This window comes from Moraxella ovis, from assembly GCF_900453105.1.
GTDB classification, from domain to species: domain Bacteria; phylum Pseudomonadota; class Gammaproteobacteria; order Pseudomonadales; family Moraxellaceae; genus Moraxella; species Moraxella ovis.
In genome coordinates this window covers 2158834-2172652 of record NZ_UGPW01000001.1, presented here as the reverse complement: position 1 = coordinate 2172652, position 13819 = coordinate 2158834, and the positions used below count along the sequence as shown (strand labels likewise).

The window sequence follows — 13819 nt, the reverse complement described above, 5'->3', positions numbered from 1 at the left end:
ATTCTCATTATTTTTAAGGCAAAACAATGAACTTATCGCCCATTTTCAATCAAGTTTTTCAAGCCCATACGCTCTCGTTTGGCTTAATCGCCCCCTTTATGGGCTATCAAAGCCACATTCCAGACAATTTGACCGCCATTGCCGACAATGAAGGCTGGCTGAAAACTTGGGTTTTTCGGCATTGTGGGTGCGAGATGTGCCGTTTTACGACCCCCATTTTGGCGATGTCGGGCAGGGGCTTGACCCAATGGTTACGCTGGCGTTTTTGTCCGCCCACACCCAAAAAATCGCCCTTGGCACGGCAGGGTTGATTGCCCCTTTGCGTAGTCCCATTCACATTGCCAAAATGGCGACAAGTGTGGATAGTTTGAGTCATGGACGGTTTTTATTGGGCTTATCCTCTGGCGACAGACCTGTGGAATACCCTGCATTTGGGGCTGATTTTGCCTCTCGTAGCGAGCGTTTTCGTGAAAGCATTGAGTTGATTAAAACCTTGACCGAACAGGATTTTCCCCATTTTAACGGCAAGTATTATGGCGATTTGACAGGGAATTTGGATTTGCTCCCCAAGCCTGATTGTCCCTTGCCAGTCGTGGCGATTGGGCGAGCAAGGCAGGAAATGGACTGGCTTGCCAATGTGCCTGATGCGTGGCTATGGCACGGTGTGAACCCCGATGACACGGCAAACATCATCAAAACGCTTGACGATTTATGCCAAAAAGAGACGCCAACCGCCTTTGGCTATGCTCAATTTGTGGAAGTGTTGGCGGATAAAAACGCAAAAGCCCAGTTGTTTGACAACATTTATTTGCGTGGCGGAGCAAACGGCTTGGCGGATTTTTGGGCAAAAGAACAAGAAAAAGGCGTAACGCATTTGGCGTTAAATTTAAAACCCACGCAAAGACCAGCCGATGAAGTGCTGACGGAATTGGCGGAATGTGTGTTAAGTCGGTTTTGAGTAACAATGCCGTTTGAAAAATATTTCAGACGATATTTTTGTTTTCAGCCAGCCTGAAAATGGATTTTAAATAATCTTTCCAAAAAAGAAAACCAACTTCCCATTTTTTGCCATTCAAATTTTAAAAATTGAATCTTATAATACGCCCATTCCATTTATTTTAAAGAGAAAATTTTATGAAAAAATTCGCCAGCACCGCCCTTGCCCTAACCCTTGCCACATTGGGCGTAGCGTGCACGCCAATCAACCAAACAATCCACGCCACACCACGCATTCAGACGGCAACCATTGACACCGCCAAAGAAGTTGCTCAATTAAGCTATATTGAAAATCTAAAAAGCCCCGAAGATTTGGTGCAAATCCCCAATTCCAAATGGATTATCGCCAGCGGAATGACGCACCACAGCGGTTTGTATTTGATTGACAGCCAAACAAAAACCGCCCAACGCTTAATCGCCCCAAAAGCCGATAAACCGTACAGCCAATTTCAAAACAGCCAGCCACAACCGCACGCCGATGAAATGCAAATTCACGGTTTGAGCATTCGTGCGATTGGCTCTGGCAAGTCGCTTTTGTATGCGGTCAATCACAATGGTTTTGACAAAAACATCACGCGTGAAACCATTGAAATTTTTGAAGTAAATACAAGCACCGCCACACCGACCATCACTTGGCTTGGCAATGTACCAATGCCCAAAGACGACAAGGGCAGAATTTGGCAGGTAACAGCGTGGTGTCAGGGGCGGACGGGGCGATTTACACCACCGTGATGATGCACCCAGAACACAATTTAACAGAAATGATTGCAGGCAAAATCACAGGGGCGGTGTATCGCTGGACACCGACCACACAAAAATTTGAAAAAATTACAAGGTTCGGAGTTTAGCGGTAATAACGGCATTGAGCTATCCAAAGACGAAAAGCACATCTATGTCGCCCACATGAAAAACATGAGTAAACTCACCAACACCAACCCTACCACAGTCGTGGCAACTGCACAGCTTGATTATGGCGTGTTTGATAATCTGCATTGGGTGGGTGACAAACTCATCACCGCAGGATCAAGAACCCAAAACTGCGGTCAAACGATGACCTATGATTGCCTAAAAGATTTTCACGTTACGATCATTAATCCTGATAATTTAGCGGTAAAATCACTTTATCAAGGTAAATATACTGCCGATTTTAGTGGGGTTTCGACTGTGCTAATGATGGATAATACTTATTATCTAGGCTCGTTTTATAGAGATAAAATGGCGTATTTTGAAGGTAAATAGCAAAAAACAAAATACCGTCCAAATGGGCGGTGTTTTGTTTTTGTGATCATTTTAATGCATTCAGTACGACATCCCGAAGCCAGCGATGCGCTATGTCGTGTTCGGTGCGCTCGTGCCATGTCATCATCATGGTAAAGCCATCAACAGGGATTGGTGGGCTTTGCAGATGAACGTTCGGCAGGGTCTGGGCTAGGTGCTTGGGCAGTACCGCCACCAGATCGGATTCTTGTAGCAGCTGCGGCAATAGCGAGATGTGATTGACCGACACCATGACGTTGCGTGTTCGTCCCAGTCGTTGTAAGGCGATGTCGGTCGCACCGCTGAACTCGCCGCCGTTATAGGACAGCATCGCGAAGGGCAGTTCACAGAACTCATCCAGCGTCAATGTGGTATTCGCCATGGGGTGGGATTTACTCATCGCGCAGACGTAGGTCTCTTCGTATAGCACGGACTGGAACATGTCGCTGCTTAGGTGGTTTTGACTCACCAATGCCAGATCGATTTTGTTCTTCTCGAACAGCGTTTTGATGTTGTGCCCCTGTACGGGCAATAGGGCGGCCTTCACATTCGGGGCAAGCCGTCTCAGCCTTAGAATTAAAGGCAGGGCGATGATCTGCTGCACATAATCCATCGCCGCGATGCGAAGAGTTATGTCTAGCTTCTCAGGTTCTAGCTTTGGCGGTGACAGCATCGAGCCGACATCTTGCAATACTTTGCGTGCGATCTGCCCAAGCGCAACCGCCCGATCGGTGGGCTGCATGCCATGCTGAACGCGTACAAATAAAGGATCGTCAAAACTGTCTCGCAGACGATTTAAGATGCCACTCATCGCAGGCTGAGTGACAGACAGACGATGAGCGGCACGGCTGACATTGCATTCGTCCAGCAGGACAACAAAGGCCTTGAGTAGGTTTAGATCTAGGGTTCTGATGTCGGTCATTTTTGTATTTACTTAATTACAATTTTCCACCGATACCTTTGAATTTCTCCACAAAATTAGCAATTTTTTGGAAAATACTTTGTTTGGCGGTCAAATAGTTGGGGTTGAGTGGGCTCATTCTGGGTAAGACACTATTTAAATCCGTACCATTCTCGCTGGCATATTCGCGCTTGAGCGAGAGCATCAGGTAGCGCTTGGCCGCCTCGGTATTTAAACCATTCTCTTCAATCAGGGCTTCTGCTTCTTGTTGCTGTTTTCCTTGAGCGAACTGGTAAAATTCATCCAGAATAGACGGCTTGTCTTCGATGGCATCCAAATTGGTTTCATTGATGAAATCCACCACCAAAGTTTCTTTGGCGCGGTTGCCGATACTGGCGCGGATGGTACGGCGGATTTCTTCCACCAAAGCGCTTTTGTCTTTGATTTTTTTATTGTGTTCAAAAATCAGCTCCAAAATATAGTCCAAGTTGATTTCTTGTGATTTTAACAAATCCACTTCAAAAACCACATCATCCCAATCGATTTGGCTCTGGTTTTGCTTCTCTGATTCTTTTTGCTGGCGTAGCCAATCGCGGATGTCGTTATAGGTAGAACGATAATCCTGCACCACTCTTTCAGACGGCATCGGTACGCTCTGGATAGCAGTGAAATCATCATCGCTTAAATGGAACTTTTCTTTAAATTCTGCTACTGCAGCGTCATCATCGAGATTAACCGTCTGTATTTCTTTGAGTGCGGTAAATTCATCGTAATTCTGTAAAACATTTTCCACACGCAGGTATTCGCCGAATAGTTTGGCGAATTCTTTTTTGTCCTTCTCGGTGACGATGCTGTCAGGATCAGGGAAACGGGTGTTTAATTCCTGCACCACCTCCAGGTAGCCGCGTCGTGCTTCACCGGTTTGCTGGTCGGTGTAGCCCTCCATATATTCTTCGTAGCTTTTCTCTAGCACCACGTTTTTGGTGTTTTTGTCACCGAATAGGGTAATGGCATCAATGGTCGCCTGCTCCAAGTCGCGGAAGGTGACGATATTGCCAAATGACTTGGTAGCGTCATAAATGCGGTTGGTGCGTGAATAAGCTTGCATTAAACCGTGATAACGCAGGTTTTTATCCACGAATAAGGTGTTTAGCGTCGGCGCATCAAAGCCGGTTAAAAACATACCAACCACAATGAGCAAATCCACTTTCTCCGCTTCTGGCAACGGTTTACCATAATCATCTTTGCCTTTAACACGCTTTGACAAATCTTTATAGTAGTTTTGAAAAGATTTACTTTCAGTGCTGTAATTGGTTTTATAGCGTGTGTTATAATCTGCAATCGCCATATCCAAAAACTCTTTGGCACTGCTATTCATTGCACTTGGTTCAAAACCCTCATCTTCAATATCGTCAACTGCGTCTTGGGCTTCATTGGCAGAAAATGAAAAAATGGTCGCTATTTTTAAAGGTTTTTCTTGCTCTTTTTGCAATGCTTTAAAAGCCTCATAATAGGCTTTGGCGGCATCCACGCTGCTCACGGCAAACATCGCATTAAAGCCCTTACCACCTGCATGTAAGCGGTGGGTTTTGTATCTAAAATTATCCAAAATATACTGAGTAATCTCGCGGATGCGCTCGGGATGCAAGAGTGCTTGTTTGTTTTCCGCAGCGGATAGTTTGTCCAAATCCTGCTCTTTCTCTAAAGATTTGAACTGTGGGCGGACATCGTTGTAATCAACCTTGAACTTCAATACTTTCTCATCGCGGATCGCATCGGTAATCACATAAGAATGCAGCTCGCGTCCAAATACCGACGCTGTGGTTTCCGCGCCCAAGGCGTTTTCCGGAAAAATCGGCGTGCCAGTAAAACCAAATTGGCAGAATTTTTTAAATTTCTTCTTCAGATTTTTCTGCGCTTCGCCAAATTGTGAGCGGTGGCATTCATCAAAGATAAACACTACTTGCTTGTGATAAATCGGCAGATTGTCTTCCGACTTCATCAGGTTATTTAGCTTTTGAATGGTGGTGACGATGATTTTGTTGTCGTCTTTATCCAGATTGAGCTTCAATCCTGCTGTGCTCTCCGAACCATTGACACTATCGGGCGAAAAGCGTTGGTATTCCTTCATGGTCTGATAATCAAGATCCTTTCTGTCCACCACAAAAAACACTTTATCGATAAATTCCAATTCGGTCGCAAGACGCGCCGCCTTAAAGCTGGTCAGCGTTTTGCCACTGCCTGTGGTGTGCCAAATAAAACCGCCGCTCTCGGTCGTGCTCCAGTTCTTGGCTTGAGCGGAACTTCTGATTTTCCATAAAATCCGTTCCGCTGCGGCAATCTGATAAGGACGCATGATCAGTAGCGTGTTCGACACATCGAACACCGAATAGCGCAGCAGCACCGACAACAGGGTGTTTTTCTGAAAGAACGTGGCGGTAAAGTCTTTTAAATCCTTAATCGGTGTATTGTCCGCACGCGCCCAATTCATCGTAAAGTCAAAGCTGTTCTTATCGCGGCGGGTAGTATTGGCGAAATAGCGCGTATCTGTGCCGTTGCTGATCACAAAAATCTGCAGAAACTTAAATAAAGAATTGTCGTGATTAAAGCTTTCTTTGGTGTAGCGGTGCACCTGATTGAACGCTTCACGAATCGCCATGCCGCGTTTTTTAAGCTCAATCTGTATCAAAGGCAGACCATTCACCAAGACCGTCACGTCATAGCGGTTGGCGTGGCTGCCGGTTTGGGCGAATTGGTTGATCACCTGCAAGTGGTTGCGGGTGATGTTCTTCTTATCAACGAGGTAGATATTTTGGATATGCCCATCATCAAACACAAAATCGCAGACATGATTGTCATGGATTTTGCGCGTTTTTTCAATCATGTTCTCAGACGGCCTATCAAGATACTCAAGCACGAAGCGCGCCCATTCGCCATCTGAGAACGCCATCGCATTGAGCCGCTCTAGCTGCTCGCGCACATTGGCCAGCAGCTTATCATGCGTGTTCAAGTCGCGGCGGTATTCGTAGCCCTGCGCCTGCAAATCCGCCACCAGCTCGCGCTCCAAATCGCTCTCGCTCTGATAGGCTGCACCTGACTGGTCGATTTTATCGTAGCTGTCTAGGACGATAAAGTGGTTGGTTTCGGCGATGGGGGTGGTTTGGGTGGTCATAACTATTGCTCTTTAAAATTAAATTACTAAGTCAATTTCTTCAAAAAATTCATTCATATTAATACAGCGTACTCCAAAATCATCAGCAATGTCTGGAATTTTTGCAGATTTAGCAGGGTAATTTTTGTTGAGATTGTAATTTCTTAATTCATCAGTAACAATAACCAAGTTTTCTTTTTTGGCAATCGCAATCAGCCAACCATCAGCAATATTTTCGTGTGCCCAACTTTTATCGCTTGTTAATACTTTGTCGTTGTAACAAGCGTGATTAGCAAGATGATTAATAACTTCTGCCCAGCACTCTGCATAATCTTTATGATTAAGAATGTTTCCATTATAGTTGTCTTTAATCCATTGGCGAAAATTGTCATCTTGGACATTTTCTTCCAATACAACTTTTGGTAAAACAATAGAACCATTCATAATTTCTTTAAATTTATACCAAAAACTAGGAAATATACCAAAACGATAATATCTGTCATAAAAATTAATATAGATATTACTATCCAAAATATATTTTTTCATTTAATCATTTCTCCCCAACCAGGGTTTTGTATCCGCTATATCCAACGCCGATAATGCGAAATGCGTCTGTATAAGAAATCTTGCGATTATTAACAGCAATACGCACATAATGTACAAATCTTGGGTCATACATAAATTTTATATTCTGATGATAATTGCCATTAGATTTTTTTTCTTCGTCAGGGCTGGCATTATAAAATTCAATTTCTTTTAATTTATCTTCCAATATTCTAATATGTTCTTTATATTCATCTTTTGCAATAATGCCTAAATCCAACAGACGACGAACAATAACAAACTCACTTACCTTAAATAAGTTTGCCAAGGCTTTTATATCTCTATTATCTTTGACTTTTTCCAAAAAAACTTGTCTTGGTGTCAATAACTCTGCTGTAACCCTATTAACAAAAGTCTCGGTTCTATCAAACTGATATTCACCAGTATCGACAATATTAAAAATAGCATTTTCACCAATAAATAAATGTACCAACTCGTGAACCAAAGTAAAAAGTTGTCCATTTTTACTGTCTTTTTGGTTGATAAATATAATCGGTGCTTTTTTGTCTAACAGGACAAAACCACGAAATTCACCCAAATTTAATGGACGGTGGGTATTGCTTTTTACCTTACCATTAAAAAATACAAAAACACCCAACCCATTAACCTTATTTCTAAAATAAGCTAACGGATTATTTTTACACTCTTTTTGAAAAAAAACTGGTATCCCTAATTTTTCTCTAATTGCCTCTGCGGTTTCAAAAATATCATCATCTATGCTAAATGTTCCAATAAAATCCAACTCTTCATCAATTTCGTTTTTCAAAAATTCTTGCTTTTCTTGCATTTCCTGTATGGTGTTTTTTAGCTCTTCGCTCATTGGCGATAAAAGCCCATCGGAATTAAGTGTTCTAAACTCCAATTTGACACTTTGGGTGTCTATTTTTCTATCCAACAAAAGTAGTCCAGTTGGTATATTAATTTTTTTGGCAATTTCAGACAACTGATTAAAAGTTGGCTGTTTCTCGCCACTCATAAACTTATCTAGATGCTTAATTTTAGCTCTAAGTTCAGATAATGGCACTTGCGAACCAAGCACATAACTGCTTAATGTGCTGGTATTGATAGTTAATGACATAATAATATTCCTAATTATTTTTGAGTATCAAAATTCAAAAGCAACTCCCGATAATATTCATATTGCTTTTGACGCAACTGGATTTCACGGGGCAAACCTTCGCTAATGGAGTGGGTCAGCGTTTCAAATTTATCCAATATCTCTACGATTTTGGTTTGAATTTCTAGGGGTGGGATTGGGATTGTGATGGATTTTAAATATCCCCCAGTGATTAACGGCTGCCCCGCACCTTTTGCAAATTGATTTAAATTCATGCCCTCTAATACGTAATATAAATATTTGAGAATTAATTGGCTTCTATCTTCTTCAATCACTAAAGTGTTATCAGAAACATCATATTCACCTTGTGCAATATGGACAAAACCAGCATTTGCTCCAACACGTGCTACTAATATTTTCTCTCCTTCATGAGCTTTTATATTCGTTTTTCCAATAATGCCTGTTGAGCCATATATGGAATAAATGCCATTTGCAGTTTTTTCTTTATTTTTTCCCGAATAAATTTTTTTAGCCACTTCCCCCAAACCCTTCCATTCTACATTTAACCCATTTGCAAAAGGGTTTTTTAAATGATTAAAATCCAATAATAAATCACGATAGTATTGATATTGCTTAACTCTTAGGTTATACTCGGCGGTTAGCTCGGCGGTTACGGTGGTAAATGCGTCCAAAATTTGGACGATTTTTTGTTGAATTTCTAGAGGTGGGATTGGGATTTTAAATTTATCTGTATCAGGTGTAGCAATTTGTGGCATTTGCATTTTTGAACCCAAGTTTTGAAAAAATGGTTCATTTAGTTTTAAAAAATAATATACAAATTTAATATCAATATTCTTATCTATGGAGTGATATGCCCACATTTCATTTTTATGTGAAAAAGGCTTATCATAATATTCAAATTCAATAATCCCACGAGATTTGACGATAATTGACGGTTTTTGGTTAATATCCTTTTCTGGTATATCGCCATAATCAACCATTGCAAAAGTCTTACCGCCAGCAAAAATTTTAATTGGTGCATTTTCTTGATGCAATTCTTTCATTTGTCCTGCGGTAATTTTCGTGCCTTTTGTGCGAACCAAAACCTCCCCCAACGGTTTCCATTCCACTGACTGCCCATTTAAGAGATTTTTAATAAAGGTGTGCATTATTTTTTACTCGCTTTTTTGGCTTGTCGTTCTAGGGATTTTAGTTGATTTAATTCATCATCAGCTAAGCCCGCGCTTTCTAGATATGCCATTTCCACAGATGATAAGGTTCTGGCTTGATATGCCCGATATTCTGCCAATGCTTTTTTATTAGCCATCTCACGACTAACCATGCCAGTACCTTGCAATACCCCTTTGCCATAAGTGGTGACAAACTTATCTAATTCATCAATCCAATCTTGCATATACATTGGCACTCGTTCACTGGCTTTGATTTCTGCCAAGTCAAAAAAAGCTGAGACCAAGCGATTAAGGCGAAACAGTTCATCTTCTGTTAAATAATTTTTTGCGATTTTGGTTTCATTTAAAGTTGGTATTGCCCCTTTAAAAGTTGTTAATCCCATAAAATCTTTTGAACTATCCGCTCGCTGATAAATAATTTCTGGTGCTGTATGTTCGTGAACCGCATAGTGCAATTTATTTTGGACGGTTTTAAAAAATAATGAACTTTTTTCGCTTCTTGGGTCATAATCTTGACTGGTTGCATATAAATCCAAAACTTGCCGATATAACGCTTTTTCACTAGAACGAATGTCTCGAATGCGGTTTAATAATTCTAGCCAATAATCTCCTCCGCCTGCTCCTTTTAGGCGTTCATCGTCCATTGTAAAGCCTTTGACAAGGTATTCGCTCAATCGTTCGGTTGCCCACTTACGAAACTCTGTACCTCGTGTGGAACGCACACGATAACCAATGGCGATAATCACAGGCAGGGCATAGAACTTCTTTTGCCGACTGACTTGACGACTGCCTTCGGTTTGAACTTGTAAGTGTTGCTTACAAGTTGAGATTTCATCAAGTTCGCCCTCTTGGTAAATTGCCTTAATATGCTGTGTAATCGCTTGTGGTGTGGTTTGGTAAAGCTTAGCAATTTGGGCTTGTGTTAGCCATATTTGTTCATCAAAGCGTTGCAAGGAAAACTGTGACTTGCCATCATTGGTTGTATATAAAACAATGTCCATCTTACATCTCAATCTCTTTGACAATCTCATCAATACTTTGGCGTAAAGCGCTAATTTTACTGACCGTTTGGCGGATTTGGTCATTTAATACCGCAATATCAATCACTTCTCTGGTGTCTTCGGCTTCAACATAACTGGATACCGAAAGATTGTAATCATTTTCGGCAATTTGGCTACTTGCGACATTGGCACTAAAATGGGCGATTTCACTTTTGTCGGCAAAGATTTGGAGAATTTGGGCGATATTCTCATCGGTCAAAACATTGTTATTGGTTTCTTTTTTGAACAGTTTGCTGGCATCAATAAATTGAATTTGATTGTTTGTTTTGTGTTTGGACAAAACCAAAATATTGACCGCAATGCTCGTCCCAAAAAATAAATTGGGGGCAAGGGCAATCACGGTTTCTACAAAATTATTATCAACCAAATATTTGCGGATTTTGGCTTCTGCTCCGCCACGATAAAAAATCCCCGGAAAAGTAACAATCGCCGCCCGCCCTTTGGCAGACAGATAATTTAAAGCGTGCATAATAAAAGCAAAATCGGCTTTTGACTTGGGGGCGAGTACGCCAGCAGGGGCAAAACGCTCGTCATTGATGAGCGTGGGGTCGCCTGAGCCTATCCAGTTGATAGAATAAGGCGGATTGGAGACGATGGCGTCAAAGGGCTTGCCATCACCAAACTCTGGTGTTAGTAGAGTATCGCCCAAAGCAATTTCAAACTTGTCATAATTGATGTTATGCAAAAACATATTCATACGAGCAAGGTTGTAGGTGGTGTGGTTAATCTCTTGCCCGAAGAAGCCATCTTGGATGATGTGTTCGTCGAATTGCTTTTTGGCTTGTAATAGCAAGCTGCCCGAGCCTGCGGCGGGGTCGTAGATTTTGTTGATGCTGCTCTGACCGTGCATGGCAAGCTTGGCGATGAGCTTAGATACGTGTTGCGGCGTGAAGAATTCGCCGCCTGATTTGCCTGCGTTGGCGGCATAGTTTGAGATCAAGAATTCATAGGCATCGCCGAACAGGTCGATTTGGTTGTGCTCAAAGTTGCCAAAGTTCAGCTCTGCCACGCCTTTTAGGACGGCTGACAGGCGTTTGTTCTTATCGGCGACGGTGTTGCCTAGGCGGTTGGACGTGGTATCAAAATCGGCAAACAAGCCTTTGATGTCGCGCTCGGAATCGTAGCCGTTGGCAGATGATTCGATGGCATCGAAGATCGCCTTTAGGTCGGTGTTGAGCTGATCGTTCTGATGGGCTTTGGCGGCGACGTTTTTGAACAGTTGGCTAGGGTAGATGAAGTAGCCTTTGGTCTTGATGGTGTCTTCTTTGATTTGTTCTAAGATTGGGCTGTCATCGGGGAAGCTGGCATAATCCACGCTGCCATCGCCCGCTTCGATATAGGCGGCGAAGTTCTCGCTGATGAAGCGGTAAAACAGTGTGCCGAGAACGTATTGCTTAAAATCCCAGCCGTCCACCGAGCCGCGTACTTCGTTGGCGATTTGCCAGATGCGGCGTTGTAGTTCGGCGCGTTGTTGAATGCCGGTCATGATGTGTCCTTTTCTTTAGCGTGCAGGCAGCTGCGTGGTGTGGATGGTATTGATTAGAGTAATCAGGTGGGGCGTCTTACTATCAGCCATGATGATACCTGACTATCATAATAATCAATTTGTAATAATAACATGCTTTGCCTAAAATAGCATCATCATAGAGCCCATTGGAGCAGTTTAACATGGCAAAATTTCGTAAATTATTAACCCCGTATAGCCTAAAAAATCTCGAACTCAAAAACCGCGTCGTGATGCCACCGATGTGCCAATATTCCGCCACCGACGGTGTGCCAAACGATTGGCATTTTGTGCATTACACCAGCCGTGCGATTGTTGGCGTGGGCCTCATTATCGTGGAGATGACCAATGTCGCCCCCAACGGTCGCATTAGCCCAAATTGCTTGGGGCTGTGGAATGATACGCAAAAAGACGCGTTCAAAAAAATCGTGGACAGCGTACACGCACACGGGGCGAAAATTGCCGTGCAAATCGCCCACGCAGGTCGTAAAGCCCAAGATGAGCCGAATGCCGTTGCCCCGTCTGCCATTCATTATGGCGAGCTGGATTATGCTGGGCAAAATTTGATTACGCCACGAGAATTGACCACGCAGGAAGTCAAAGAGTTGGTTGGGGCGTTTGCCGATTCAGTCAAACGAGCGGTGGACGCAGGGTTTGATGCGATTGAATTGCACGCGGCTCACGGTTATTTGATTCATCAATTTTATTCGCCAAAATCCAATACTCGCACCGATGAATACGGTCAAGACAAAGCCTTGTTTGGCGTGGAAGTGATTGCTGCCGCCAAAAAAGTAATGCCTGCCGATATGCCCCTAATCGTGCGAATTTCCGCCCAAGAATATGGCAAAGACGGTTTTGACAGCGATTATGGCGTACAAATTGCCAAGCGCTTCTTAGAAGCCGGTGCCGATGTGTTCGACGTGAGCGGCGGCGGTGATGGCGTGCTGCATGCGTGCAACCATCCTGAATTCTATGCCGGCTACTAAGTGGATCTGGCTAGGAAAGTCAAACAAGCGACAGGCAAGCCCGTGATTGCGGTCGGAATGCTGGACAATGTGGCGGTGGCTGACCATATTTTGGGCGTGGGCGATGCCGATTTGGTGGCGATTGGGCGTGGGCTTTTGCGAGACCTCTATTGGGTGCTAAACGCCCAATATCAGCAAAATGGGGTGAATAGCAGTGAAATGCAGTTTGTACCACGCCAATATCAACGCGGCTTTATGTAATTTTCAGACGGCCTTGATTGGACGTCACCACGATAGAACGATTTAAATTTGGAGTTAAACCATGCAGTTTTTGAACAAAGAAGATGTATTAAACGCCTTTCATTACCGCGCTTCTACCCGCTCGTATGACGGCAGTCGCAAAATCCCTGCCGAAGATTTCAACTATATTTTGGAACTTGGTCGCTTAAGCCCAAGCTCGGTCGGCTCGGAGCCGTGGCAGTTTTTGGTATTGCAAAACGCCGACTTGCGCCAAAAAATCAAACCTTACTGCTGGGGCATTCCAACCATGGAAACATCCAGCCACATCGTGGCGATTTTGGCGAAGAAAAACGCGCGCTACGACAGCGAATATTTTGCTGAAATCATGGCGCGCCGCGGCTTGGAAGCCAAAGACAAAGCCATGGCGATTTACAAAAAATTCCAAGAACAAGACATCGCCATTTTGGACACCGAACGCAGCCTGTACGACTCGGCGAGCAAACAAACCTACATCGCGCTGGCCAATATGATGACGGGAGCTGCGATGATTGGCGTGGACTCTTGCCCGATTGAAGGCTTTGCCTATAAAGAAGTGAACCAAATCTTGGCCGACGAAGGCTTGTTTGATCCGGCTGAATGGGAAGTATCGGTGATGGTGACCTTCGGTTATCGCGACAAAGAGATCAAGCCCAAAGCACGCAAGACTTTTGAGCAGGTTGTGAAGTTTGTGAAGTAAATCTTGATTAAAGCACCGCCCAAATTGTTGAAGTTTGGGCGGTGCTTTAAAGGTTGGAACAAGAGAATTCCGGGCTATTTTTTTTGCAATTGTATCAATGACAAATCTGCATGGCAAAAAGCTTGGGTTGGTCGGTTGTCTGTAATGGAGTGATTTTT

General features: G+C 43.3%; 11 protein-coding genes and 1 pseudogene. 5 read left to right on the top strand and 7 right to left on the bottom strand.

The window, feature by feature from the left end:
- Positions 1-166 precede the first annotated feature (166 nt).
- From DYD54_RS10425 to DYD54_RS10415, 3 genes are all read left to right on the top strand, one after another.
- Complete coding sequence (locus tag DYD54_RS10425; RefSeq protein ID WP_228703558.1) at positions 167-958, top strand: LLM class flavin-dependent oxidoreductase; 792 nt, start codon at positions 167-169, stop codon at positions 956-958.
- A gap of 176 nt (positions 959-1134) precedes the next feature.
- Positions 1135-1728, top strand: a complete 594-nt coding sequence (locus tag DYD54_RS10420; protein ID WP_063514827.1) for a hypothetical protein — start codon at positions 1135-1137, stop codon at positions 1726-1728.
- An 87-nt stretch (positions 1729-1815) separates the two neighbouring features.
- Positions 1816-2235, top strand: coding sequence for a hypothetical protein (locus tag DYD54_RS10415; RefSeq protein WP_063514826.1), 420 nt, complete (start codon positions 1816-1818; stop codon positions 2233-2235).
- Positions 2236-2281: 46 nt separating this feature from the next.
- Here the strand turns inward: DYD54_RS10415 and DYD54_RS10410 are convergent, their stop codons facing one another.
- Genes DYD54_RS10410 through DYD54_RS10380 form a run of 7 tightly spaced genes read right to left on the bottom strand, consistent with a single transcriptional unit; the run spans position 2282 to position 11702 of the window.
- Positions 2282-3175: a LysR family transcriptional regulator gene (locus DYD54_RS10410; protein WP_063514825.1), complete on the bottom strand. Its 894-nt coding sequence runs from the start codon at positions 3173-3175 to the stop codon at positions 2282-2284.
- Between the two features lie 16 nt (positions 3176-3191).
- Complete coding sequence (locus tag DYD54_RS10405) at positions 3192-6326, bottom strand: type I restriction endonuclease subunit R (protein ID WP_063514824.1); 3135 nt, start codon at positions 6324-6326, stop codon at positions 3192-3194.
- Positions 6327-6344: 18 nt separating this feature from the next.
- A complete protein-coding gene (locus tag DYD54_RS10400) occupies positions 6345-6851 on the bottom strand; it encodes a DUF4411 family protein (protein WP_063514823.1) in 507 nt (168 codons plus the stop codon).
- Positions 6852-6855: 4 nt separating this feature from the next.
- Positions 6856-7986 carry an ImmA/IrrE family metallo-endopeptidase gene (locus DYD54_RS10395; protein WP_063514822.1) on the bottom strand — a complete coding sequence of 377 codons (1131 nt, stop codon included), beginning with the start codon at positions 7984-7986 and terminating at the stop codon, positions 6856-6858.
- 14 nt (positions 7987-8000) lie between these two features.
- Positions 8001-9134 (bottom strand): restriction endonuclease subunit S, encoded by a 1134-nt coding sequence (locus tag DYD54_RS10390; RefSeq protein WP_063514821.1) that lies wholly within the window; start codon positions 9132-9134, stop codon positions 8001-8003.
- Positions 9134-10156, bottom strand: coding sequence for a virulence RhuM family protein (locus DYD54_RS10385; RefSeq protein ID WP_063514820.1), 1023 nt, complete (start codon positions 10154-10156; stop codon positions 9134-9136). The genes DYD54_RS10390 and DYD54_RS10385 overlap by 1 nt, the downstream gene beginning before the upstream one ends.
- Before the next feature lies 1 nt (position 10157).
- Complete coding sequence (locus DYD54_RS10380) at positions 10158-11702, bottom strand: type I restriction-modification system subunit M (RefSeq protein ID WP_063514819.1); 1545 nt, start codon at positions 11700-11702, stop codon at positions 10158-10160.
- Positions 11703-11884: 182 nt separating this feature from the next.
- Between DYD54_RS10380 and DYD54_RS10375 the strand changes: the two are divergent.
- Both DYD54_RS10375 and DYD54_RS10370 read left to right on the top strand, forming a co-directional pair.
- Positions 11885-12946: pseudogene (locus DYD54_RS10375) on the top strand (NADH:flavin oxidoreductase/NADH oxidase).
- Positions 12947-13007: 61 nt separating this feature from the next.
- Complete coding sequence (locus DYD54_RS10370) at positions 13008-13661, top strand: NAD(P)H-dependent oxidoreductase (protein WP_063514818.1); 654 nt, start codon at positions 13008-13010, stop codon at positions 13659-13661.
- The last annotated feature ends 158 nt before the right edge of the window (positions 13662-13819 follow it).

Bases quoted from the DNA above. Each gene is read 5' to 3' on its own strand.
- DYD54_RS10395 (WP_063514822.1), bottom strand. From the start codon at position 7,986: ATGTCATTAACTATCAATACCAGCACATTAAGCAGTTATGTGCTTGGT.
- DYD54_RS10390 (WP_063514821.1), bottom strand. From the start codon at position 9,134: ATGCACACCTTTATTAAAAATCTCTTAAATGGGCAGTCAGTGGAATGG.
- DYD54_RS10380 (WP_063514819.1), bottom strand. From the start codon at position 11,702: ATGACCGGCATTCAACAACGCGCCGAACTACAACGCCGCATCTGGCAA.
- DYD54_RS10420 (WP_063514827.1), top strand. From the start codon at position 1,135: ATGAAAAAATTCGCCAGCACCGCCCTTGCCCTAACCCTTGCCACATTG.
- DYD54_RS10385 (WP_063514820.1), bottom strand. From the start codon at position 10,156: ATGGACATTGTTTTATATACAACCAATGATGGCAAGTCACAGTTTTCC.
- DYD54_RS10400 (WP_063514823.1), bottom strand. From the start codon at position 6,851: ATGAAAAAATATATTTTGGATAGTAATATCTATATTAATTTTTATGAC.
- DYD54_RS10410 (WP_063514825.1), bottom strand. From the start codon at position 3,175: ATGACCGACATCAGAACCCTAGATCTAAACCTACTCAAGGCCTTTGTT.
- DYD54_RS10370 (WP_063514818.1), top strand. From the start codon at position 13,008: ATGCAGTTTTTGAACAAAGAAGATGTATTAAACGCCTTTCATTACCGC.
- DYD54_RS10405 (WP_063514824.1), bottom strand. From the start codon at position 6,326: ATGACCACCCAAACCACCCCCATCGCCGAAACCAACCACTTTATCGTC.